General features: G+C 62.1%; 23 protein-coding genes and 1 tRNA gene. 14 read left to right on the top strand and 10 right to left on the bottom strand.

The genetic code is table 11. From position 1 onward, the window contains the following. Positions 1-101: 101 nt before the first annotated feature. Positions 102-1,955 carry a DUF4105 domain-containing protein gene (locus tag MOP87_RS17590; RefSeq protein ID WP_242809859.1) on the bottom strand — a complete coding sequence of 618 codons (1,854 nt, stop codon included), beginning with the start codon at positions 1,953-1,955 and terminating at the stop codon, positions 102-104. Positions 1,956-2,027: 72 nt separating this feature from the next. Beyond that, positions 2,028-2,516, bottom strand: a complete 489-nt coding sequence (locus MOP87_RS17585) for a DUF3015 domain-containing protein (protein ID WP_023533283.1) — start codon at positions 2,514-2,516, stop codon at positions 2,028-2,030. Between the two features lie 253 nt (positions 2,517-2,769). Between MOP87_RS17585 and MOP87_RS17580 the strand changes: the two genes are divergently transcribed. From MOP87_RS17580 to MOP87_RS17565, 4 genes are all read left to right on the top strand, one after another. Next, complete coding sequence (locus MOP87_RS17580) at positions 2,770-5,208, top strand: ATP-binding protein (protein WP_027915476.1); 2,439 nt, start codon at positions 2,770-2,772, stop codon at positions 5,206-5,208. Positions 5,209-5,364: 156 nt separating this feature from the next. Continuing rightward, positions 5,365-5,703: a hypothetical protein gene (locus MOP87_RS17575; RefSeq protein WP_027915475.1), complete on the top strand. Its 339-nt coding sequence runs from the start codon at positions 5,365-5,367 to the stop codon at positions 5,701-5,703. Positions 5,704-5,795: 92 nt separating this feature from the next. Continuing rightward, the gene (locus tag MOP87_RS17570; protein WP_003247486.1) at positions 5,796-6,284 is read left to right on the top strand and encodes a TIGR00645 family protein; all 489 of its coding nucleotides are present in this window, start codon (positions 5,796-5,798) and stop codon (positions 6,282-6,284) included. Positions 6,285-6,405: 121 nt separating this feature from the next. Beyond that, complete coding sequence (locus MOP87_RS17565) at positions 6,406-7,023, top strand: FKBP-type peptidyl-prolyl cis-trans isomerase (protein WP_027915474.1); 618 nt, start codon at positions 6,406-6,408, stop codon at positions 7,021-7,023. A 46-nt stretch (positions 7,024-7,069) separates the two neighbouring features. Here MOP87_RS17565 and MOP87_RS17560 read toward each other — a convergent pair whose 3' ends face one another. The 3 genes from MOP87_RS17560 to MOP87_RS17550 form a co-directional block, all read right to left on the bottom strand. Beyond that, entirely contained in the window at positions 7,070-7,315 is a 246-nt protein-coding gene (locus MOP87_RS17560) for a hypothetical protein (protein ID WP_027915473.1), read from the bottom strand. A gap of 83 nt (positions 7,316-7,398) precedes the next feature. Continuing rightward, positions 7,399-7,740, bottom strand: a complete 342-nt coding sequence (locus tag MOP87_RS17555) for a zinc ribbon domain-containing protein YjdM (protein WP_027915472.1) — start codon at positions 7,738-7,740, stop codon at positions 7,399-7,401. Between the two features lie 129 nt (positions 7,741-7,869). Further along, complete coding sequence (locus MOP87_RS17550) at positions 7,870-8,838, bottom strand: polyprenyl synthetase family protein (RefSeq protein WP_027915471.1); 969 nt, start codon at positions 8,836-8,838, stop codon at positions 7,870-7,872. A gap of 244 nt (positions 8,839-9,082) precedes the next feature. On the opposite strand from MOP87_RS17550, the gene rplU reads away from it, so the two are divergent. From rplU to MOP87_RS17525, 5 genes are all read left to right on the top strand, one after another. Then, entirely contained in the window at positions 9,083-9,397 is a 315-nt protein-coding gene (rplU, locus tag MOP87_RS17545) for a 50S ribosomal protein L21 (protein ID WP_023533254.1), read from the top strand. Between the two features lie 38 nt (positions 9,398-9,435). Next, the gene (gene rpmA / locus MOP87_RS17540) at positions 9,436-9,693 is read left to right on the top strand and encodes a 50S ribosomal protein L27 (RefSeq protein WP_023533198.1); all 258 of its coding nucleotides are present in this window, start codon (positions 9,436-9,438) and stop codon (positions 9,691-9,693) included. 189 nt (positions 9,694-9,882) lie between these two features. Then, positions 9,883-11,109: an Obg family GTPase CgtA gene (cgtA, locus tag MOP87_RS17535; RefSeq protein WP_242809858.1), complete on the top strand. Its 1,227-nt coding sequence runs from the start codon at positions 9,883-9,885 to the stop codon at positions 11,107-11,109. A gap of 85 nt (positions 11,110-11,194) precedes the next feature. After that, positions 11,195-12,313, top strand: coding sequence for a glutamate 5-kinase (proB, locus tag MOP87_RS17530; protein ID WP_028688090.1), 1,119 nt, complete (start codon positions 11,195-11,197; stop codon positions 12,311-12,313). Beyond that, entirely contained in the window at positions 12,310-12,771 is a 462-nt protein-coding gene (locus MOP87_RS17525; protein ID WP_023533236.1) for a CreA family protein, read from the top strand. Before proB ends, MOP87_RS17525 begins: the two co-directional genes overlap by 4 nt. Before the next feature lie 203 nt (positions 12,772-12,974). Here the strand turns inward: MOP87_RS17525 and mksF are convergent, their stop codons facing one another. Genes mksF through mksB form a run of 3 tightly spaced genes read right to left on the bottom strand, consistent with a single transcriptional unit; the run spans position 12,975 to position 17,789 of the window. Further along, a complete protein-coding gene (gene mksF, locus MOP87_RS17520) occupies positions 12,975-15,806 on the bottom strand; it encodes an Mks condensin complex protein MksF (protein ID WP_242809857.1) in 2,832 nt (943 codons plus the stop codon). Then, positions 15,803-16,510 (bottom strand): Mks condensin complex protein MksE, encoded by a 708-nt coding sequence (gene mksE, locus MOP87_RS17515; protein ID WP_027915467.1) that lies wholly within the window; start codon positions 16,508-16,510, stop codon positions 15,803-15,805. Before mksE ends, mksF begins: the two co-directional genes overlap by 4 nt. After that, positions 16,500-17,789 (bottom strand): Mks condensin complex protein MksB, encoded by a 1,290-nt coding sequence (gene mksB / locus MOP87_RS17510; RefSeq protein ID WP_023533191.1) that lies wholly within the window; start codon positions 17,787-17,789, stop codon positions 16,500-16,502. Before mksB ends, mksE begins: the two co-directional genes overlap by 11 nt. Positions 17,790-18,012: 223 nt before the next feature. Between mksB and MOP87_RS17505 the strand changes: the two genes are divergently transcribed. From MOP87_RS17505 to MOP87_RS17495, 3 genes are all read left to right on the top strand, one after another. Continuing rightward, complete coding sequence (locus MOP87_RS17505; RefSeq protein WP_027915466.1) at positions 18,013-18,798, top strand: hypothetical protein; 786 nt, start codon at positions 18,013-18,015, stop codon at positions 18,796-18,798. Further along, on the top strand, positions 18,795-19,247 hold the full coding sequence (rimI, locus tag MOP87_RS17500; RefSeq protein WP_023533216.1) for a ribosomal protein S18-alanine N-acetyltransferase: 453 nt from the start codon (positions 18,795-18,797) through the stop codon (positions 19,245-19,247). The genes MOP87_RS17505 and rimI overlap by 4 nt, the downstream gene beginning before the upstream one ends. Before the next feature lie 133 nt (positions 19,248-19,380). Next, complete coding sequence (locus MOP87_RS17495) at positions 19,381-19,884, top strand: D-Ala-D-Ala carboxypeptidase family metallohydrolase (protein WP_033695098.1); 504 nt, start codon at positions 19,381-19,383, stop codon at positions 19,882-19,884. Here MOP87_RS17495 and MOP87_RS17490 read toward each other — a convergent pair. Beyond that, entirely contained in the window at positions 19,824-20,741 is a 918-nt protein-coding gene (locus tag MOP87_RS17490) for a LysR substrate-binding domain-containing protein (RefSeq protein WP_088523231.1), read from the bottom strand. The genes MOP87_RS17495 and MOP87_RS17490 overlap by 61 nt on opposite strands. 177 nt (positions 20,742-20,918) lie before the next feature. Between MOP87_RS17490 and MOP87_RS17485 the strand changes: the two genes are divergently transcribed. After that, complete coding sequence (locus MOP87_RS17485; RefSeq protein WP_059183631.1) at positions 20,919-21,530, top strand: LysE family translocator; 612 nt, start codon at positions 20,919-20,921, stop codon at positions 21,528-21,530. Positions 21,531-21,612: 82 nt separating this feature from the next. Here the strand turns inward: MOP87_RS17485 and MOP87_RS17480 are convergent. Beyond that, positions 21,613-21,689: transfer RNA gene (locus MOP87_RS17480), tRNA-Met, on the bottom strand. Positions 21,690-22,003: 314 nt separating this feature from the next. Here MOP87_RS17480 and MOP87_RS17475 point away from each other — a divergent pair. After that, positions 22,004-23,218 carry an MFS transporter gene (locus MOP87_RS17475; protein ID WP_059183632.1) on the top strand — a complete coding sequence of 405 codons (1,215 nt, stop codon included), beginning with the start codon at positions 22,004-22,006 and terminating at the stop codon, positions 23,216-23,218. The last annotated feature ends 62 nt before the right edge of the window (positions 23,219-23,280 follow it).

Here is a 23,280-nt window from a genome sequence, read left to right as displayed (position 1 = left end):
GTTGTGGGCGTGCTGTCAAAACCGTGTCAAAGACTGGTTGAGGCGGGCCACAGGCCGGAACATCGCCGTAAACATGAACGCTTTCACACCAGACCAGACCCTCAGTAGTGATACCACTTCACTTCCAGCATCACCTCGTTCTGCGCCGTGGACAGGTGGCTGAACTGGCGCGAGGCACTCAGGCGCAGCCCCAGGTTCTGGCTGATTTCCCACTGCTGGTTCAGGCTGACGCTACGGCGCACTTCGCCATTGGTGAAGTAATCGCCCTTGGCCTCCAGCGTCATGTTGCCAAGCCCATTGCGCCACAGCAGCCCGCCATTGAAACCTGCGGCAGGTGCGATGAACTGCGCGAAGTCATTGTGGTGTTCTACACGGACTGTACCCAGTGCAAAGCCCAGCAAGTCATCACCCAGCTGCCAGGTGCCACCGGCGCCACCATTGACGTGGCTCACCAGCACCTCGTCATCGTGTTTGCCCGGCACCCGCTCAAGGCCGCCGGCCACTTGCCACGACCAGGGCTTGAGCAGTTCGTTGCGCGGTGTCAGCGAACGAATGGTCGCCAGGTCCAGGCGTTGCACTTGCCAGTCATTGCCTTCGTACTGGCGCACTTTCAGTTGCAAGATCTCGATCTGCGCCCCCAATGGGAAGCCGTAGGCGTTGTCGTTGAGATCATGGTACGCCATGCGCAAGCCATATTCGGCATAGGCGCGGTCTTCGCGCGTGCCCACGCCCAACTGCCAGGTACGCGAGTCATGGCCGTCCTCAGGCAACCCCGGGCGCTCGATGGCCAACGGCGGCGGCGGGTTGGTGTTGATCGCGCGTAGCAGTTCGAAGCTGCGCTTGGCCTGACCGGGGTCACGTTCCTGGCCATTGGCGCGGTAGCGCTCAAGGCGGTAGGCAGCGTCTTGTATCAAGGCCTGCCGCTCGCGGGGCAGGGCCTTGAACGCGGGGTTTTGCAATTGCGCAGTGTCGGCGCTTACGGCCAGCACCTGGCGTTTCTCGTCATGGTCCAGTGGCGCTGCACGCGCCAGCAGTTCGCGCTCGCGCGAGGGGCGGTAGAGTTCACTGGCGACCAAGCCTGATTGTTTCACCGCCTTCACGGTGTCGGTCGGTATGGCGGTCAGCGGGAACTGCGAGGTCAGGTCCAGGCCTGGCCGAGCCACCTGCAGCAACTCCAGCAGGCGATAGGAGCAGTTCTCGTCGAAGAAGAAGTAGTCGAACTGAATCTGTTTCAGTTCCCAGACGTGCTCGACCATGCGGCCTGTTTCTTCCGGCGTGAGGTCTAGCTGGTATTCCCACAGGTCGCGGTTTTCCAGGCTGCGGTATTCCGACAGTTTCTCCTGATAGGGCATCAGCGCGAACAGGCCGGGATAACCACCGGCCAACCCTTTCCAGGCATACAGAATGCTGTTGTCGCTGCCTTCGATGTACGCACCGAAGTTGATCGCGTAGCTGAGCAGCGTGGTGTCGTCACTGCGGGTAGTGGACTGGTCGATGCGCAGCAGCGTGTGCCCGAACATCGACGAGGGGCTGTTCAGGTAGGCAGCCGGGAAAATCAACGCGGCGCTGTGCGGGTCGATCGACTGGTACCAGGTCTTGAATTCCTGGCACTGGGGTTGCGGCAAATCCTGTAGGCCAAGTTGCTCTTTCAGCCAGCGAGTGCGCGCCGGGAATACACACTGAGCGTGCTTGTCGCCCAGGCTTGCCGGGGCATACAGCGCCTGCACCGTCGCTTTCAGCTCACGGTCCGGATGGTGTGCGCCATCGTGGGCAAGGAAGAATGCGTCATCGTCTACGTAGCTGCGCCAGCCACCGAGCTTACCGGTTTCGTAATGGCCCAAAGCAATCCAGTAGGGGGTACTGGCCAGTTGCTGGAGACGGCCTTGATCCAGCATCGGCGCAGCATGAACAGGGGCGCAGAACAACAGCGCCAGAGAGGCAAGGCGTTTGAGCATATCGGGCAACTACTTCCAGACGATGCCGAAGAAAGAGAGACCCGCCCCGGAACCGGGGCGGGAAACGCGCGTTTAGGCTTCGGTAGCGTACTTGGCCAGGCGTGGGTCGTTCTTCAGAACGGCCAGGGTGTTGCTGTGCACGGTTTCAGCATTGACATCGGCGCTGCTGAAGATCTGGTTGAAGTGATCGTGGGTGACCGATGCGAAGTGCGCACGGTCTTCCGGCGCCACGCCCAGTACCACGGCGTAGGTGGTCAGTGCTTCACCCTGACCCATGGCCATGTCTTCGGAAAGCTCGTTCATCATGCCGTTCATGGCGAACCACGATTTGCCGCCGTAGGTCAGTGCAGACTTGGTGGAGCAGCCGTTGGTGCCGGAGGTCATGCCGAAGGTGGCGTTACCGGAAGTGCCGTTGGTGGTGGAAGCCAGGAAGTGTGCCGGAGTGCCGCGCTGGCCTTCGAACAGCATGTTGCCCCAGCCGCAATTCGGGCCGCCTGGCGCGTCGGCCATGGCGTTGAGCGAAGCGACGGTGAACAGAGTACCCAGAAGAATCCGTTTCATAGCATTTATTCTCTATTTGACTTAAACCAAGGGTCAGGTTTCTGGCAACTCGGGTGCCAGGTCGGGAAAGCATTTCACCCACCCGCGCAAGTTGGAGTTTAGGCATGTTCCAAAGGTTGCGTTACCGATTGCGAAAAATTTGCTTGTACAAGACACCGTCGCGCCTGCGACATAAATCCCGAGGAGCCTTGCAACCCGCGCGCAGGCAGCGCCAGAATGCTGCGTATCTGCCCCGCCGAAGTAAGGAAACCCAATGCCCGATCCTGTCGCTGCGCGCCTGCGTCTTGCGCCTGAAGCCCTCACCCGGCGTTTCTCTCCCGAGCAGTTTGCTTTCACCAATACGGACGATCTGGAGCCGTTTCGCGGCGTACTGGGCCAGGAGCGTGCTGTCGAGGCCCTGCAATTCGGCGTGGCCATGCCGCGCCCCGGCTACAACGTATACGTGATGGGCGAGCCCGGTACCGGCCGGTTCTCGTTCGTCAAGCGTTACCTCAAGGCGGAGGGCAAGCGTCAGCAGACCCCATCCGACTGGCTTTACGTCAACCATTTCGACGACACCCGCGAGCCGCGAGCCCTGGAATTGCCATCGGGCAGTGCCGGGGACTTCATCGCTGACATGAACGGGTTGATCGACAACTTGCTGGCGACATTCCCGGCCGTGTTCGAACACCCCTCGTACCAGCAGAAAAAAGGCGCCATCGACCGCGCCTTCAACCAGCGCTACGACCGCGCGCTGGATGTGATCGAGCGCGCTTCGCTGGAAAAGGACGTGGCCTTGTACCGCGATGCCAGCAACGTGGCCTTCACGCCGATGGCAGACGGCAAGGCCCTGGATGAGGCCGAGTTCGCCCAGTTGCCTGAGCACGTGCGCGAACAGTTTCACGAAGACATCGCCCTGCTCGAGGAGCGTTTGAACGAAGAACTGGCCAGCCTTCCGCAATGGAAGCGTGAGTCGAACAACCAGTTGCGCCAGCTCAACGAAGAAACCATTACCCTGGCACTTGAGCCTTTGCTCGCACCGCTGTCGGAAAAGTACGCCGAGAACGCTGCCGTGTGTGCCTACCTGCAATCGGTGCAACTGAACCTGTTGCGCACGGTGGTCGAGCAATTGGTCGAGGACAGCAAGACAGACGCCGTGGCGCGCAAGATGCTCGAGGAGCAGTACGCACCCAGCCTGGTCGTGGGCCATCATCATGACGGCGGGGCGCCGGTGGTGTTCGAGCCGCACCCGACCTACGACAACCTGTTCGGTCGCATCGAGTACAGCACCGACCAGGGCGCGCTCTACACGTCGTACCGGCAGTTGCGTCCGGGAGCCCTGCACCGGGCCAACGGCGGCTTCCTGATCCTGGAAGCCGAGAAAATGCTGGGTGAGCCCTTTGTCTGGGATGCGCTCAAGCGCGCCCTGCAATCGCGCAAGCTCAAGATGGAGTCACCCTTGGGCGAGCTTGGCCGGGTGGCGACCGTCAGCCTTACCCCGCAGGTGATCCCGCTCAACGTCAAGCTGGTGATCATCGGCTCGCGTCAGTTGTATTACGCGCTGCAGGACCACGACCCGGACTTCCAGGAGATGTTCAGGGTGCTGGTGGATTTCGACGAAGACATGCCCATGGTCGACGAGAACCTGGAGCAGTTCGCCCAACTGCTGCGCACCCGTACCAACGAGGAGGGCATGGCGCCCTTGACCAGCGACGCCGTGGCCCGGCTAGCGACCTACAGCGCTCGCCTGGCTGAAAACCAGGCACGGCTCTCGGCCCGGATCGGCGACCTGTTCCAGCTGGTCAGCGAGGCCGACTTCATTCGTCAGCTGGCCAACGACGAAATGACCGATGCTGGCCATATCGAACGTGCACTCAAGGCCAAGGCCACACGCACCGGGCGGGTCTCGCAGCGGGTGCTGGACGACATGCTGGCCGGCATCATCCTGATCGACACTCAGGGCGCGGCCATCGGCAAGTGCAATGGCCTGACCGTGCTGGAGGTGGGCGACTCGGCATTCGGCATGCCCGCGCGTATCTCGGCCACCGTGTACCCGGGCGGTAGCGGTATCGTCGACATCGAGCGCGAGGTAAACCTGGGCCAGCCTATCCACTCCAAGGGGGTGATGATCCTGACCGGCTACCTGGGCAGCCGCTATGCCCAGGAATTCCCGCTGGCGATCTCGGCCAGCATCGCCCTGGAGCAATCCTACGGTTACGTGGACGGCGACAGCGCCTCGCTAGGTGAGGCCTGCACGTTGATCTCGGCCCTTTCGCGCACCCCGCTCAAGCAGTGCTTTGCGATCACCGGTTCCATCAACCAGTTCGGTGAAGTGCAGGCTGTCGGGGGTGTGAACGAGAAGATCGAAGGGTTCTTCAGGCTCTGCGAAGCCCGTGGCCTGACCGGTGAGCAGGGGGTGATCATCCCGCGCGCCAACGTGGCCACGCTCATGCTCGACGAACGTGTGTTGCAGGCGGTCGAGAGTGGCACCTTCCATGTGTATGCGGTCAGCCAGGCAGATGAGGCGTTGAGCCTGCTGGTAGGCGAGGAGGCGGGTGTGCCTGACGAGAAAGGGCAGTTCACCGAGGGTAGCGTGAATGCACGCGTCGTCGAACGGCTGCGCGAGATTGCCGAGATGATCAGTGAGGAAGACATCGAGAAGGCGGAAAAGGAGCGCCTTGAAGAGGTGATCGCGCAAGCCAAGCCTGCTTGAGTCAAGAAACCGGCGCTGGCGGCCAATGGCTACCGTTCGGCGCCGGTTTTCCATCTTGTGCTGACGCTCTTCTATGCTGAACCAAGGACGACATCAGTGTTCAGGATGAAGACAGCCCGTTTGCTGGGCTGAACGGAGCTTTCGGAGGACGCGGCCATGCGCAACCTCAGCCTTACACGTCAGTGCCTGGGCCTTGTGACCCGCATCGAATGCAGTATCCGGCCACTGGCTGGCGATACCGGTATGTGGACGCTGCTGTTCGCCGCCGGCATGGCCGGTGAGCAACCCTCGGCAGTAAAGGCCCAAGGGCCGTTTCACGGGCCGCAGGTGGCCGAGTCCGTGCTCAATGCCATCGTCGACAGCCTGACCCTGCACGGGTATCAGCTCAACGAAGACCCGCCCATCTGGTGCCTGCACCTGCAGGCGCAGTTGCGGCGCATGAACGGCGAGCGCACCAAAAACCTGGGCGACTACCAGTTCCATCCTGAGACCTGAACAGGCCGGGACGGTCATCCAGCTTTTGCTGCATGAGGCGGCTGGCTATACTCGCGGTCGTTTTTCCAGCCACCTACGAGTCCCCATCCTCCATGGAACGTATTCTCGAAAATGCGATGTATGCCTCCCGCTGGCTGCTCGCCCCCATCTACTTCGGCCTGTCCCTGGGCCTGCTGGCCCTTGCGCTGAAATTCTTCCAGGAAGTGGTCCATGTCCTTCCCAACGTCTTTGCCTTGAGCGAAGCCGACCTGATCCTGGTGATCCTGTCGCTGATCGATATGTCGCTGGTCGGCGGGCTGTTGGTCATGGTGATGATTTCCGGCTATGAGAACTTCGTTTCGCAGCTGGATATTGACGAGAGCAAGGAAAAGCTCAACTGGCTCGGCAAGATGGACTCCTCCTCGCTGAAGATGAAGGTGGCTGCGTCGATCGTGGCCATCTCGTCCATCCACCTGTTGCGGGTGTTCATGGATGCCCAGAACATCTCCACCGATTACCTGATGTGGTACGTCATCATCCACATGACCTTCGTGGTCTCGGCGTTCTGCATGGGTTACCTGGACAAGCTCACCAAGCACTAGCCTCGACTTCAGCTGCACGCGGGGGTCTGCCGCGTGCAGCTAGGTGCCTCTCGATATGCTAGGCTGCTCGCCCTTTTCATCAAGGGCGTGGCTGCGCTGCGCCCTGCAGTGGAGCATGACAATGTCCGAGATCAACCTGTCTACCGACGAAACCCGCGTCAGCTACGGCATCGGCCGTCAGCTGGGTGGCCAGCTGCGCGACAACCCGCCGCCAGGGGTGAGCCTGGAAGCGATCGTGGCCGGCCTGACCGACGCCTTCAACGGTGCAGACAGCCGCGTCAGCGAGGCCGATCTGTCGGCCAGCTTCCAGGTTATCCGTGAAGTGATGCAAGCCCAGGCAGCCGCCAAGGCCGAGGCTGCAGCGGCAGCCGGCAAGCAGTTCTTGGCCGACAACGCCAAGCGCGACGGCATCGTCACCCTGGATTCGGGCTTGCAGTACGAAGCGCTGAACACCGGTGAAGGCGCCAAGCCATCGCGCGAAGACCAGGTGCGTGTGCACTACCACGGCACCCTGATCGACGGCACCGTGTTCGACAGCTCGTACGATCGTGGTCAGCCGGCCGAATTCCCGGTTGGGGGCGTGATCGCAGGTTGGACCGAAGCCCTGCAATTGATGAGCGCCGGCAGCAAGTGGCGCCTGTATGTGCCAAGCGAATTGGCCTACGGTGCCCAGGGTGTCGGCAGCATCCCGCCGCACAGCGTACTGGTGTTCGACGTCGAATTGCTCGACGTTCTGTAATACCGCTGGGGCCGCATTGCGGCCCTTTCCCAGCTCGCCAGATGGGTCAGTTCCAGTCTGTCCCCATCGGGCGCAACGCCCGTGCGTAGCAGAACAGAAACAGGTTGCGCACCAGCTCCTTCAGTACCCCAGGCTCATTCGAATTCAGCCCGCGCAGGTCCAGGTCGCCCTGGTCGCGCAGTTCATCCAGCGCCTCTGCTTCGAGCACCGCGCACACCTCACCGGTCTCCCGATGAAGAATGCGCAGGTATGGGTGAGGGCGGTCCAGCCAGGCATCGATCAGATAAGTCATGACTATTCTCCTTGGATAACTTTCCAATGAGAATAATTCTTATTATCAAAATAGCAAGAACCAATTGGCGGATCTGGATGAAATCAGACCTTGCGCACGAATTCCGATTTCAGCTTCATCGCGCCAATACCGTCGATCTTGCAGTCGATATCGTGGTCACCGTCGCACAGGCGGATGTTCTTGACCTTGGTGCCGACCTTGACCACCAGGGACGAGCCCTTGACCTTCAAGTCCTTGATCACGGTCACGGTGTCGCCGTCCTGTAGCACATTGCCGACGGAATCTTTTTTCACCACGTCGTCATTGGCAGATTCGGCTTCGCCGCTGGCCGACCACTCGTGGGCACATTCAGGGCAGATCAGCTGCGTGCCATCCTCGTAGGTGTATTCGGAATTGCATTTGGGGCAGGGTGGCAACGTACTCACTTGGGTTCCTCGAACAGACAGGCGGAAAAAGCCGCCATTGTAGAAGGTCTGGTTTCAGAAGTGATTATGTCCGGACAAAAGTCCGCAGCGGTTCGAGGAACGAACCGCGTGTGGGGAAGGGACGTACCGTTAGTGAGTGCGTGCGACGGCGAACTGGCTGAGTTCGACCAGCGCATCCCGGTATTCGCTGGCAGGGAGCACTTCCAGGCACTCGATGGCGCGCTTGACGTAATCCTGCGCCAGGGCTGCGGTGTACTTGAGTGCACCCGATGCCTCTACCGCAGCGCGGATCTGCTCCAGGTCTTCAAGGCCGCCTTTCTGGATGGCCTGGCGTACCAGCGCTGCTTGCTCGGCAGTGCCCTCGCGCATGGTGTAGATCAAGGGCAGGGTAGGCTTGCCCTCGGCCAGGTCGTCGCCCACGTTCTTGCCCAGTGCCTCGGCGTCACCTTCATAGTCGAGCAGGTCGTCGACCAATTGGAAGGCCACGCCCAGGTGGTCACCGAACATGCGCAAGGCCTCGCGCTGGGCATCGGAAGCCTGGGCCAGGGCCGCAGCACTGTGGGTGGAGGCTTCGAATAGCATGGCGGTCTTGCCGCGGATGACGTCCATGTAGACGTCCTCGGTGGTGCTGGCGTCGCGAACCCGCGACAGCTGCAGCACTTCACCCTCGGCAATGACCCGGGTCGCCCTGGACAGGATCTGCATGACCGGCATCGACCCCAGTTCGACCATCATCTCGAACGAGCGGGAATAGAGGAAATCACCGACCAGCACGCTTGGGGCGTTGCCCCACAGGGCGTTGGCCGTGGAGCGGCCGCGGCGCATGCCCGACATGTCGACCACGTCATCGTGCAGCAGGGTGGCGGTGTGCAAGAACTCGATGGTTGCCGCCAGCAGCCGCAGGTCGTCGCCCCGGTGGCCCAGGGCCTTGCCGCACAGCAACACCAGCAATGGGCGCAGGCGCTTGCCACCGGCCGACGTGATATAGTCGCCGATCTTCGATACCAGCGGCACGCGCGAGGTCAGCTGCTTCTTGATGATCTCGTCGACGGCGCTGAAATCGTCAGCCACCGCACGGTAGAAGGTTTGGGGTTGCATCGGCTGCTCCAGTGAGGTTGCGCGGCATGCTAGGTTGCGGGTCCCGGTGTGTCAAGGCACGGTGCCAGTCGGTCGGGCGCTGCACTTGCAAGCAAAACCTGTGTTGCGTACAATCGCGCACCCTAACTTCCTGGGCAGCACCTGCCTTACGCAATTGCGCCGGGCCGTTCCAGCCCTGTGCAGCCATGCCAGCCAATACTCATCATATAAAGCGCTGGGTGAGCAGGATTATCGGAGAAATACCATGTCTTACGCAGTAATCGTTACCGGCGGCAAGCAGTACAAAGTCGCTGAAGGTGAATTCCTCAAGGTCGAGAAACTGGAAGTCGCCACTGGCGAGTCCGTGACTTTCGATCGCGTTCTGCTGGTCGCCAACGGTGAAGAAGTCACCATCGGTGCTCCAGTTGTTGCTGGCGCTAAAGTAGTGGCCGAAGTCGTTTCGCAAGGCCGCCACGACAAGGTTCGCATCATCAAGTTCCGTCGTCGTAAGCACCACATGAAGCGCATGGGCCACCGCCAGTGGTTCACCGAGATCAAAATCACCGGCATCCAGGCTTAATCCCCTAGATCCCCTGAATTTATTTGGAGAATTGAACCATGGCTCACAAGAAGGCTGGTGGTAGTACTCGTAACGGTCGCGACTCAGAATCGAAACGCCTTGGCGTGAAGATGTATGGCGGCCAGGTTATCAAGCCAGGCAACATCATCGTCCGCCAGCGCGGCACCGAATTCCACCCAGGCTACGGCGTGGGCATCGGTAAAGATCACACCCTGTTCGCCAAGATCGAAGGCGTGATCAAGTTCGAGAAGAAAGGCGAGTTCAACCGCCGTTACGTGAGCATCGTCGCAGCCTAATCGCGACGTCGCTCCAGAAGCCCCGTCATGCGACGGGGCTTTTTCGTTTGTGGTGAGCCTCTTGCAAAGCTGTTTGTATGGGTTGCCGGCGTGGGTTTCTACGGTCGTACGGGGCCGCCGCGCTCATTTTTGCAAGAGCCTCATGTTTATCAGTGTTCAACTCGTCGGAAGGCGAGAGGCGGTTTTTGAATGAAGTTTGTTGACGAAGTATCCATTCGGGTCAAAGCAGGTGACGGCGGTAACGGTTGCATGAGCTTCCGTCGCGAGAAGTTCATCGAGAACGGTGGCCCCAACGGCGGCGATGGCGGTGACGGTGGTTCGGTGTTCATGGTGGCAGACGAGAACCTCAACACCCTGGTCGACTATCGCTACACCCGTCACCACGAAGCTCAGCGCGGCGCCAATGGCGGCAGCACCGACTGCACCGGCAAGAAGGGTGAAGACCTGTTCCTGCGTGTGCCGGTGGGCACCACGGTCATCGATGCCTCCACGCAGGAAGTGATCGGTGACCTGGTCAAGCCGGGGCAGAAGCTGATGGTCGCTCAGGGCGGCTGGCACGGCCTTGGCAACACCCGTTTCAAATCCAGTACCAACCGCGCACCGCGCCAGACCACTCCAGGCAAACCGGGTGATCAGCGCGACCTGAAGATGGAAATGAAAGTGCTGGCCGATGTAGGCCTGCTGGGCCTGCCGAATGCGGGCAAGAGCACCTTCATCCGCTCGGTATCGGCCGCCAAGCCGAAAGTGGCCGATTACCCGTTCACCACCCTGGTGCCAAACCTGGGCGTGGTCAGTGTCGACCGCTGGAAAAGCTTCGTCATCGCCGACATTCCTGGGCTGATCGAAGGTGCCTCCGACGGTGCTGGCCTGGGCATTCGCTTCCTCAAGCACCTGGCGCGTACCCGTGTTCTGCTGCACCTGGTGGACATGGCGCCGCTGGACGAGAGCAGCCCGGCCGATGCCGCCGAAGTCATCGTCAACGAGCTGACCCGCTTCAGCCCGTCGCTGGCTGAGCGTGAGCGCTGGTTGGTGCTGAACAAGGCCGACATGGTCATGGACGACGAGCGCGACGAGCGGGTCAAGGAAGTGGTCGAGCGCCTGCAATGGGAGGGCCCTGTGTATGTGATCTCGGCCATCTCCAAGCAAGGTACCGAAAAGCTCAGCCACGACCTGATGCGCTACCTCGAAGGCCGCGCCGACCGCCTGGCCAACGACCCGGCCTATGCCGAGGAGCTGGCTGACCTCGACCAACGCATCGAGGACGAGGCTCGCGCCCAGTTGCAGGCCCTGGACGATGCCCGCACCTTGCGCCGCACCGGTGTCAAGAGCGTGCACGACATCGGCGATGACGATGACTGGGATGATGATTTCGAGGACGACGAAGACGGTCCGGAAATCATTTACGTGCGCGACTGATCGGTTGCAGTACACTAAACGCCGCTCGCTTGAGCGGCGTTTTTGTATCCACGGTATCTACAGATTCGACATAGGTTGGAAGACGATGCGAAGCAAGGTGACGGGCGCCAGGCGCTGGGTCGTGAAGATTGGCAGTGCGCTGCTGACCGCCGATGGCAAAGGCCTCGATCGCGGCGCCATGGCCGTGTGGGTCGAGCAGATGGTCGCGCTGCGTGAGGCGGGCGTGGAGTTGGTGCTGGTCTCCTCGGGCGCCGTGGCTGCCGGCATGAGCCAGCTGGGCTGGACGTCACGCCCCAGTGCGATGAACGAGCTGCAGGCAGCAGCGTCCATCGGCCAGATGCGCCTGGTGCAGGCCTGGGAGTCGAGCTTTGGCGAGCACGGCAAGCATACCGCGCAGATCCTGCTGACCCATGACGACCTGTCCGACCGCAAGCGCTACCTCAATGCGCGCAGCACCCTGCGCACCCTTGTCGAGCTGGGCGTGGTGCCGGTGATCAACGAAAACGACACGGTGGTGACCGACGAGATTCGCTTCGGTGACAACGACACTCTGGCGGCGTTGGTGGCTAACCTCGTGGAAGCCGACCTGCTGGTGATCCTGACCGACCGTGACGGCATGTTCGATGCCGACCCGCGCAACAACCCCGATGCGCAACTGATCTTCGAAGCCCGTGCCGATGACCCGGCGCTGGACGCCGTGGCGGGCAGCACCGGTGGTGCACTGGGGCGCGGCGGTATGCAGACCAAGCTGCGCGCTGCACGCCTGGCGGCACGCTCTGGTGCCCATACCATCATCATTGGCGGGCGCATCGAGCGCGTGCTCGATCGTCTAAAGGCCGGTGAGCGGTTGGGCACCTTGCTGTCGCCTGAGCGCGGCATGCTGGCAGCCCGTAAACAGTGGCTGGCGGGTCATCTGCAGACCCGCGGCACGCTGGTGTTGGACGAGGGAGCGGTACAGGCGCTGCGCCAGGCCAACAAGAGTTTGCTACCAGTGGGCGTCAAGGCCATCCAGGGCAGCTTCCGACGTGGCGAGATGGTGGTGTGCGTGGGCCCTGACGGGTTGGAAGTGGCCAGGGGCCTGGCTAACTACAGTGCCCTGGAAGCGCAGAAGATCATTGGGCAGTCCTCCGACGCCATCGCGACTATCCTGGGTTATAGCGCCGAGCCTGAGCTGGTGCATCGTGACAATCTGGTGCTGGTATGAACATGCTGAAGAAACTGTTTGTCGTGGCAGCCCTTGGGTTGCCGATGCTTGCTGGCGCCGAGGAAATCGGCCAGGTGTCCACTGTCTTCAAGTTCCTGGGGCCGAACGACCGCATCGTCGTGGAAGCCTTCGACGACCCCAAGGTCGAAGGTGTGACTTGCTACCTGTCGCGGGCCAAGACGGGGGGAGTGAAGGGTGGACTGGGGTTGGCCGAGGATCGCGCCGAGGCCTCGATCGCCTGCCGCCAGGTAGGGCCGATCAGTTTCAAGGGCGAGCTCAAGGATGGCGATGAGGTGTTCAAGGAGCGCACATCGCTTGTGTTCAAGACCATGCAGGTGGTGCGCTTCCTGGACAAGAAGCGCAATACGCTGGTGTATCTGGTGTATAGCGACCGCATCGTCGAAGGCAGCCCGCAGAATGCCGTGACGGCGATTCCGATTCTGCCGTGGGCTCAGTGACGGGTAGGCCTGGTCGATTTCGAGTTGAAAACGTGCAGGTGTCGAGGCACGGGCAACTGACGTGAACCGCATCTAGAGGCTGTCGTTTGCCACGGTGGCCTCGGCATGACACGGGACGGGCCGCTATGGGAGGCGGAACAGTTCCAGCATCTGAGCTTCGCAGCGCCCACTGTCGGGGCCGCTCTGCGGCCCCACAATCTCCGTCAGATAACCACTTCACCCTGATCTTCGCGTACCACCACCTTCACCTCCTCTAGCGGGCTGATGAACTTCCAGTCCGATTCGTCGATATAGATGCCGTTGGGGCCGCTGCCGCCTTCTAGGTCGATGGCCACGTGTGCCGAGACCTGCGGCTTGACGCTCGCCAGAATCGGCACGAACCCTAGCTGCAGGCTGGTCTCCAGCAGTGCCGCCTGGTTGCGTTCGTCGATGTCCGCCGCTTCGTCCAGGTAGTACGGCAGGCGCACACGTCCGGCCAAGTCACGGTCCATCAGGTGCAGCAACAAATACATGTTGGTCAGCGCCTTGATGGTCATGGTCGTACCGTTCGAAGCCGCGCCGTCGATGTCGGCGTGGATGATCGGCTGGCCGTTGACCTTGGTGATCTCGAACGCCAGCTCGAACAGGTCCTTCAACCCCAATTGGTTATGGTTCGCGGCGACCAGGCGCGCCAGGTATTCCTTGGCCTGCTCGTTCCGGTTGTCCTGGTCGGCGTTCTGGGTGAGGTCGAACACCGACAGGGTTTCGCCTTCTTCATACTGGCCGGCACTGTGGATGATCTGGTCGATGTGCTTGAGTGCCTCCTTGTTCGGTGCCAGCACCACGCGGAAGCTTTCCAGGTTCGAGACCTGGCGCCGGTTGATCTCGCGGTTGAACAGGGCAAGCTGGTGCTCGAGGCTGTCATAGTCGCTGCGGATGTTGCGCAGGGTACGGGCAATGTCGGTCACGGCAGCGCGACGCGCCTTGGCCAGGGTCAACGCCTCGTCGGTGCGGTGGGCATAGGCGTTGACCAGCAACTGCAGGCGACGCTCCATGTCGTCCTCGCTGTCGAACTTGGCCACGCCTTTGAGGCGTACCTGCGCGTACAACGCTTCGATCTGGTTATCCACCCGCTGCAGGCTCTGCCAGCTGTCCTGGTAGTCGTTGAGCAATGGCAGCAGGTTGTCCATGGAGTCGTCGATGGCCTCCATGAACGGGGTGCCGAGGGGCAGGTCGGCCGGTAGCAGCTGACGGCGGCGCAGTGCGTCGTCCAGGGTACGTTGCTTGGACTCAAGGTCGCCCAACTGGCGCGCCACCAGTTGCAGTTTGGCCGACAGCTGCTGCACGCGCTCGGTGAACGCATCGCTGGAGCGCTTGAGCTCATCCTGGGCGGCCTCCATCTGTGCGAGCTGTTCGAGCTTGGCAGGCTCTTCGGCGGCCAGGGTCTGGCTGCGGCGGTAGTCTTCCAGGGCTTTCTGGGCGTCGAGTACCTGCTGGTACAGCGCTTCGGTCTGCGCCCTGGAAGCCGAGCGGTCGGCGCTTACTGCCTGCTGGGTCTTGAGCTGGCGCAGCTCCTTGTCCAGGCGCTCCCTCTGATCACGCAGCGCGGCGCGGTCAGCCAGCGCCTGCAAGGCCGGTGGGTCGATGTGGGTCAGGTCGATGGACAGACCCGGCGCCTCGAAACGCTCACCTTTGAAGCGGTCGAGCACCGCTTCAAGGGATTTCACCCACAGGTCGCTGTCGTCCAGCTCGATGCCACGCTCACCCAATGGCAGGCTGAACAGGGCGCCGTTGAACAGGCGCATCAGGCGGTCGACATCCTGCTGCGAGAACTCTTCGCGCAAGCGGGCGTAACTGTTGTTGTCGGCGTGGTCGAGCTGCTGCTTGACCTGCCTGAGGCGTTTTTCCAGGTCGCCAACGCGCTGGTCGAGGTCTTCGGCACTGAACTGACGGGACTGGGCCAGGGCGCCTGCGAGTTCGTCATGGGCATCCTTGGCCGCCAGCAACTGCTGTTCCAGCACCTTGACGTCATCGACCAACGCAAAACGATGGCGTAGCACCGACAGCTCGCCCAGCCAGCGCTGGATGCCGGTGATCTCACGCTCAAGGCGCATCAGCTCCTGGGTGCCCCCGCGTTGATCGTTTTGCAAGCGGTCCTGTTCACCCCGGTAATGCTCGGCCTGGATGACCAGTTCTTCCTTGCGCGCCATGGCGTACTCCTGCCAGGTACCCAGCAGGTTGTCGAGTACCGGCGAAATCCGGTGCAGCTTGCCGCGCAGGATGTCGCGTTGGGCGACGCCGCCGGCCAGCGCCTCGACCAGCGGGCCGGCGGCGACCAGGGCGTTGTAGTCCTGTTCCATGCGTCGCACATCGCGGAAGGCTTCTTCGCAGGCGGCAATGTAGTCGACGCTGCCAGAACGCAGGCTGTGCTCGAAGGCATCGAGGAACAGCTGCTTGAGCTTGGCCGCCGTGATTTCGCGCATGTGCAGCAGGTTGATGAACAGCGCGCGGAAGGTCTTGAGGCTCTGCTCGCTGGTCGAGCGCAGCGGGATCAGGGTCAGGTCCAGGGGCACCGAGGTATGGCCGCCGACCAACAGGCGGCGCAGCTCGTCCGGCTTGAGCTCGTAGGCTTTGATGCCTTTGCTTTCAAGGTTGGTGAACAGCTCTTTCTGGCGCAGACACGTGTCGTTTTTCTGATAGTGCGCCAGGTCCAGCTCGCCCTGGTAGGCGAAGAACTGGTGCCCGAAGCCGCCACCCGGCCCACGGCCGACGACACCGATCACGTGCGGGCCGTGGGGCAGGCTCAGCTCGCAGAGGATGTACGAGGTATCGCTGGCAAAGTAGAAGCGGCGCGACTGCTCCAGGCTGTACTTGCCGAAGCTCATGTCCGACATGCGGGCCAGGATCGGGAACTGCAGGGCGTTGATCGATGCCGACTTGCCCAGGTTGTTGGCGCCGTACACCGACAGCGGATGCTCCAGTGGGAACAAGCCCAGGCTGTAGCCTGCCGTGTTGAGCAATGCGAAGCGGCGGATGCCGTAGCGTTCCTGGCTCATGCGTCGATCTCCTGTTGCTCTTGGCGAATGGCACGAGCCAAGGCCTGCTCTTCGTCTTCCTCAGCCTCGAACGGCGTCAGGTCGAGCGGGTCGTCGGTGTGTTCAGGCATTGGCTCGGCGGGGTCTTCGGCCAGCACTGGCGTGGGCAAGGGCAGGGCGCTGTGCAGCGTTGCCGCCAGGTCCCGGTCCTGCTGCACGGCCAGGCAAACGTCCAGGAACCGGTGCATCGGCGGCAGGAAACGGTAAATGCCACCTTCTTCATGGGCGAAGCCGAGCTGGGTCATACGGCGCAGGATCTTTTCTTCCAGGTCCTCGACGGTCTGCACCTCGGCCTGCACGAACAGGTCCCGGTACTTGTCGAGCAACGAAGGCAATTCGTCGCGGCCAACGCTGCCGCCGTCGAGCACCGCGATCGGGTCACGGCCTTGATCGGCCAGGTGCTCGACCAGGATGAAGGTGAACAGCGACAGGCGCTGCGCCGTCTTGTTGACCTGGGCCGCCGTCATGTCCGGCACGAAGTAGTAGAAACCGCGGGTGTCGCACACCAGCTCGAAGCCCAGGGCCTTGAACAGGCTGCGGTACTGGTCCTGGAAGTTGGACAACTGCGCGTACAGCTCCGGGTCGCGGCGGCTGATGTGGAAACCTTTGAACAGCTCGCGGAAGATCGGTGCGAGCTGGGACAGTTCGGAAAGATCAAGATGCATGGGCTGGGCTCGCGTGGGGTTCTGGGGACGCACTGGGGGCGTCTTCGCGGCTGGAGGTCAGGGCGTACGAACGCAGGCTGACGCGGTGTTCCTGGGTGTCGTAGTCACGGCGCTCGAGGCGCTCGCGGTTGAAGCGTTTTTCCCGTGACAAGCGCGAGAACCAGTACAGCAGTTCGTCGGTGGCGCCTTCGGGCTCCTGCTCCAGCAGCCACACCATCAGGTCTGGCAGCGGCAGCGCCTGTTCACAGCGTTCGGTCATTTCCTTGACCGTGCGCGGTGCGCGAGGCTTGTCGTCGGACGCGCTCTTGTGCGCCTTGGGGAAGCGCGCCGGCTTGGGCTCGAAGCGCGCCAAGGCATAGACATAGGCTTCGACCTGGCTGGCGCTGCCCAGGAAAGTGCTTTGCGGCCGGGTGAACAACGGCATGGCTGCCTGGGGCAGCGCGTCCAGGCCCTTGCGGCGCACCACCGACAGGGCCAGGGCAGCGCCACGGGTCACCGCGTTGTGACGCCGTGCTTCCTCGCGCAGCGGCAGCAGCAGTTCACGGGCATGACGCAGGGTCAGCTGGGCGCTGGTCTGCATCTCCAGAATACGCGCATGGGTGCGCAGCAGCATGTCGTCGTCGACCAGGTGGCCAAGCCGCGCCTGTTCCCCGAGCAGTTTCAGCAGCACGGTCTCGACCTTGCGCACCCCTTGCTCGAAGGCGCCGTCGGCGTTGACCAGCTGGATCATCGGCTCGACGTATTCATCCCAGGTGGCCAGCACTTCGGCATAGCGCTGGCGCAAGGGTATCTGGCGGCTGCTGGTCTTGGCCCGCTCGGCTACGGCCACCAATGCCTGCTCATCGTTGTCGAGCTTTTTCAGCACGTCCCGCACGCGCATGTCCAGGAGCCGCAGTTGCCGCGCCAGATCGTCACTGTCGCGGTTGTCGAAGGCATCCTGGATGTGCCCGGCCAGGCGCTCCAGGTGACGCAGGTAAGCCTCAATCTCCAGGCACAGGCCAAGGCGATGCTCACGGCGCAGATAGGCGAGGAAGTCGTGGATCTGGGCGTTGAGCTCGAAGCGGTTCGGGCTCTTGGCAACGGGCACCAGGATGTCCAGGCGGATCCACACATCGAGCAGTTGGGTGATGTCCTGCGGGGTGCTCTCGATCTGCTGGCGGGCCACATGCTGGCGCAGCTCCACCAGGCTGAGGGTGCCCTGGTCGAAACGCTCGCACAGCGGCTCGATCAGGGCCCAGTGTTCGGCTAGGGCACGCAGGACGCGCTTGGGTTCGATCATCGGCTTGGACTCGTTGCCAAGAAAAAGGGGGCGATTGTACTGCATCCGACGGGTTGGTTCTTATCCCCTTGGCTTGTCGTGCGACAGGCTGATCGAGCCGCCCGCCTGCTGTGGCTTGCCCAGGCAGGCAGGGCATGCGTAAAAAACCGCCGAGCAGATGCGGCACTGGCAGGTTATCGGCGGTAGAATGCGCACCTGTCCCAACCCCCCTCGGATGACCGCCTTGCTTACCGAACAACGTCGCCGCGCCTACCTGTCCGCCATGCAAGTGGTGCACTGGCTGCCGCGCGCCGAGCTGCCGTTCGCCGCGCCGTCACGGCCTGAACTGCTGCTGCCGTTGGCGCCGCCCGAGGACATCGATTTCGAGCCGCCGCCACGCCAGGTACCCGACCAATCGCCTGTCGCCCCCCAGGCCCGTGTCATCGAGCGGCCGAAGATCGAGGTGCCGCGGCCGGGCGCTTCCGCCAAGGCTGCGGCCAAGCCTGTAGAGGCGCCCGAGCAGGCTGCGACACCTCGCCCAGTGCCGGTGCCGCCTCCGCGTTTTGCCTTGCAACTGCTGCGTGCTGGCGATTGCCTGTTACTGGTCGAGCTGGCCACCGGCCAGCCTTTCCAGAGCCGTGACCCGTCCTACCTGCTGCTCAAGGACATGCTGCGCGCCGCCGGCCTGCCCGACGCCCCGCAAATCGTGGGTGAGCCGGTGCGCTGGCCGCTGCTGATGCGCGGCAACATGGACCAGGGCCCGGACGCGGCCCGCGATTTCGTACAGGGTTTTGTCCAGGCTCGCCTGGAGGAAGCGCCCTGCACCTGCCTGTGGCTGGTGGGCATGCCTGCACTGCGCTTTGCCGCCGGCGCCGACGACCAAGCCTATTATCAAACCCTCAAGCTCGACGGCCTGGGCGAGGCCTGGGCCTTGCCGGGCCTGGAACTGTTGATGGACGAGCCGCAGCGTAAAGCGGACGTCTGGAAAGCCATGCGCCAGCTGATGGCGCGCTGGAAACGCGTTGAATGAGTGACTCGATCAGTTTTCGCCCCATGACCGAGGCGGATCTGGATGCCGTGCTGAAAATCGAATATGCCGCGTTCAGCCACCCCTGGACCCGCGGCATCTTTCTGGATGCCCTGAAATCCTATGAAGTCTGGCTGATGTTCGATGGGCAGCAACAGGTCGGCCACGGCGTGATCAACGTGATCATCGACGAAGCCCACCTGCTCAACATCACCGTCAAGCCGGAGAACCAAGGGCGCGGCCTGGGCCTGCGGCTGCTCGAACACCTGATGTCGCGCGCCTACCAGCTCAACGGCCGCGAGTGTTTCCTTGAGGTGAGGGCCAGCAATCCGGCGTATCGCCTGTACGAGCGTTTTGGCTTCAATGAAATCGGCCGCCGGCGCGACTATTATCCAGCTGCGGGTGGTCGCGAGGATGCGTTGGTGATGGCCTGCACGTTGTTCCCGGACTGAGCCAGCGGCAGGGTGCCGCTGCCATGACGTGCAGGGGTGGGCCATGTCGAAGAAACGGAGTGTGGTCGCCGCGCTGCTGCTGGCGGTAAATTCAGTGCCCAGCGGGGCCGTGGCCGATGAGCGCGACCTGTGGATGTTCGCCCAGTGGGCAGGTGACCACCCGACGCGGCCTTTTCGCGACATGCTCGTGCAGGCACGTTTGTACGGTGTTGTGCCGATTCATCAGCTCCTGCGCTCGGCCTCGGACTGGAAAGTGTGCCGGGCATCACCGTTTGCCGTGCCGCCCAAGCAACATTGGCCGGCTGTGCGCGCTACGCTGTCGTTGCTCCGAACACTGGGTGAGCAAGGGGCCTTACCCGATTTTGAAGTGGTCTCCGCCTACCGTGACCCGGGCCTCAACCGCTGTGCCGGCGGGGCGATCGGCAGCGCGCATACACAAGCATTCGCCGTGGATGTCCTGCTGGCGCCTTGGGCCGACCCCAACCCGCTGTGCCGGTTCTGGCAGCAGCACGGCCAGGCATGGGGCATGGGCCTTGGCCGCTACCCGAGCGGTCGCATCCACCTGGACACGGCCGGCTACCGCACCTGGGGCGGCGATGGCAGCGCGGCGTCATCCTTTTGCAGCAAGCCCAGGTGAGTCAGGCAGCCCTGGCATTCCTGTTTCACCCATTCGGCAAACCGCTGGCGCTTGCCTGCATCATTCAGAGGGCAGGGGCTCAACAGGTGGTAGGCCGAGCCATCGCGTACAAAGCCCAGGGGCGCCTGTAACTGCCCTGTATCGAGTTCGTCACGCACCATCAAGGCGGATGCCATCGCGACCCCCAGCCCTGCGCTGGCCGCCTGAATCGACAGGTAAAAGTGCTCGAAGTCGCTGCGCTCGCCAGTGATGGCTGTTTCACCTGTAAGGCGCAGCCAGGTGGCCCAGGCGTCGGGGCGGGTCGCACTGTGCAACTGTCGATGGCCTTGCAGCTTCGGCGACAATGGCGGACGCCCCACAGGGCCAATCCACTCGTCACAGATCTTCTGCTGATGCAGCGTCATGCCCCAATGAAAGTCGTCGCGGCGGATAGCGATGTCGACGCCTGTGCGGGCGAAGTCCAGCGGGCCGCCTGCGGCCACCAGCTGCAATTGAAGATCAGGGTGGGCAGCGTTAAGACGCGGCAGGCGCGGGATCAGCCAGCGCATGGCGATGGTGGGCTCGCAGGAGACGACCAACACCGGATTGTCATCGCTGTCCTTGAGCCGCTGCACAGTGCTTTCGAGCTGTTCGAAGATGGCTTGGGTCGTGGCATGCAGTGCTCGCCCCGCCGAAGTCAGGAACACGGCGCGATTGCGTCGTTCGAACAACGCCACCTCCAGGCTTTCCTCGAGCAAGCGCACCTGGCGGCTGACGGCGCCATGGGTGACGTGCAGGCACTCGGCTGCGCGGATGAAGCTTTGGGTGGTGGCTGCGACGTCGAAGTAGCGCAAGGCGGCCAGGGGTGGAAGCTTCATGGCAGGCAAGGATTCCTGATGGGTGCGGTATGCGCGTATGGAAAAACCAGCCGATACGCGTGATGAAGCACGATGAAAACTCACCGATTTCACGCACTTTAAATCGTTTTTAGGCGCCTGATAAGCGTTCGATAATGCCTGACCTGTGCATGTTCATCGCCTATCGAGAGTCCATGAATGACTGAAATCTTCGCTGTCGCCTTGTTCACCCTGCTAGCGGTCATCAGCCCCGGCGCCGACTTTGCAATGGTCACCCGATGCAGTTATGCGCAAGGGCGCATTGCTGGCCTGGCCGCTGCCGTGGGTATTGGCCTTGGGGTTCAGGTGCATGTGCTGTACACCGTGCTCGGGCTATCGATCATCGTGACTCAGAGCCCGACACTGTTCTTGTGCATGAAGGCCGTTGGTGCGTGCTACCTGCTGTACCTGGGCTATCGGTCCTTGACCAACACTGTGCGCGTGCGTCTTGACGACAAAGGTGCTGCAGGCGGGGCGCTGCAAGCGCTGCGCACCGGGTTTTTGACCAATTGCCTGAACCCCAAGACCATGCTGTTCGTCATCAGTGCGTTCAGCCAGGTGGTGGAGCAGGGCAGCCCGCTGTGGCTCAACCTGGCCTACGGCGCATTCATGTCGCTTGCGCACTGGGCGTGGTTCAGCTTGGTCGCTGTGTTTTTTTCCAACAGCGTATTGCGCAAGGCAATGATCGAGCGGCAAATCATCGCAGACCGGGTGATCGGGGTGGCACTCATTGCGCTGGGGCTGATGGTGGCGATGAGCAGTGTGGGTTGATTGCACCGGCTGCCGAAAACCGTCTGACTTTCTGGCAGGCAAAGAAAAAGGGCTTACCTTGCGGTAAGCCCTTCGTCTTGTTTGGTGGCTACACAGGGACTTGAACCCCGGACCCCAGCATTATGAATGCTATGCTCTAACCAACTGAGCTATGTAGCCGATGGCGCGCATTATTCTCTTGAACGGCCCCCCTGTCAACACGATTTATAAAAAAAATTTACACGCTTTCAAAAACTTAGCGATCGATCGCGTGATGCGTAGTGTTATCCATCCTCTGAAAAGCCCGAATCGTAGGGGTGATCAGCTGCAGTTACGGCCTTTACCTCTTCATACCGCGCATCCGCTTGATCCTATCTGACGCCCACCACAGGCCTGGGAAAATGGCTGCCAGACTGGATCTGGAAAAAAAGGTAGCTATGTATCTATTTGTATCCCGATAATCGGAGCCCAGCTTTCCGACGGAGATCCAGGCCATGGCCATCCCCAGCGCCGCCCCGGCGTCCACTCAAGCGCAGGCGAGCACCGCTACACCGCTGGTGATGCGCATCATCGGCTTCTGCGCCTTGGCGCACCTGATCAATGACCTGATCCAGTCGGTGCTGCCGGCCATCTACCCGATGCTCAAGGCCAATTACGACTTGAGCTTCGCCCAGATCGGCATGATCACCCTGACATTCCAGATCACCGCGTCGCTGCTGCAACCCTGGGTAGGCTTTTTCACCGACCGCCGGCCCACGCCCAATCTGCTGCCCATGGGCACGGTGTGCACGCTGATCGGTATCGTGCTGCTGGCATTCGTCGGCAGCTTCCCGATGATTCTGCTCGCCTCGGCCCTGGTGGGCATCGGCTCTTCGACATTCCACCCCGAAACCTCGCGTATTGCGCGATTGGCCTCCGGAGGCCGCTTTGGCCTGGCGCAATCGACTTTCCAGGTAGGCGGCAACACTGGGTCTGCCCTGGGTCCGTTGCTCGCAGCGGCCATCGTCATTCCGTTCGGGCAAACCCACGTCGCCTGGTTTGGCGTGGCTGCACTGTTCTTTCTCGCCGTGACCCTGATGCTGCGCCGCTGGTACATCGAGCACCTGAGCCAGGCCAAGGCGCGCAAGACGGTACAGGCTACCCATGGCATCTCCCGCGCACGCGTGGTTGCCGCGCTGGTGGTGCTGGGGCTGCTGGTGTTTTCCAAGTACTTCTACATGGCGAGCTTCACCAGCTACTTCACCTTCTACCTGATCGAGAAGTTCGGCGTTTCGGTCGCCAGTTCCCAGTTGCACCTGTTCCTGTTCCTGGGCGCGGTAGCGGCGGGCACCTTCTTTGGCGGGCCCATCGGCGATCGCATCGGGCGCAAGGCGGTGATCTGGTTCTCGATTCTGGGTGTGGCACCGTTCACCCTGGCACTGCCTTACGCGGACCTGTTCTGGACGACGGTACTGAGCGTGGTGATCGGCTTTATCCTGGCCTCGGCATTCTCGGCCATCGTGGTGTATGCCCAGGAACTGGTGCCCGGTAGCGTAGGCATGATCGCGGGCATCTTCTTTGGCCTGATGTTCGGCTTTGGCGGCATCGGCGCGGCATTGCTGGGCTATGTGGCTGACTTGCGCGGTATCGAATACGTATACGGGCTTTGCTCGTTCCTGCCCCTGTTCGGGGTGCTGGCGGTATTGCTGCCGAGCACTGGCAAGCGCTGATGATCAACGGGGCACGGATGCCCCTTGACGCCACAGGCACTGGGGCGATTGACGGTATCGCC

Origin of the sequence: Pseudomonas sp. I3-I5, from assembly GCF_022699445.1 — a bacterium.
GTDB lineage: Bacteria > Pseudomonadota > Gammaproteobacteria > Pseudomonadales > Pseudomonadaceae > Aquipseudomonas > Aquipseudomonas fulva.
The sequence above is the reverse complement of the archived record's forward strand: the minus strand, read 5'-3'. Positions and strand labels throughout refer to the sequence as shown.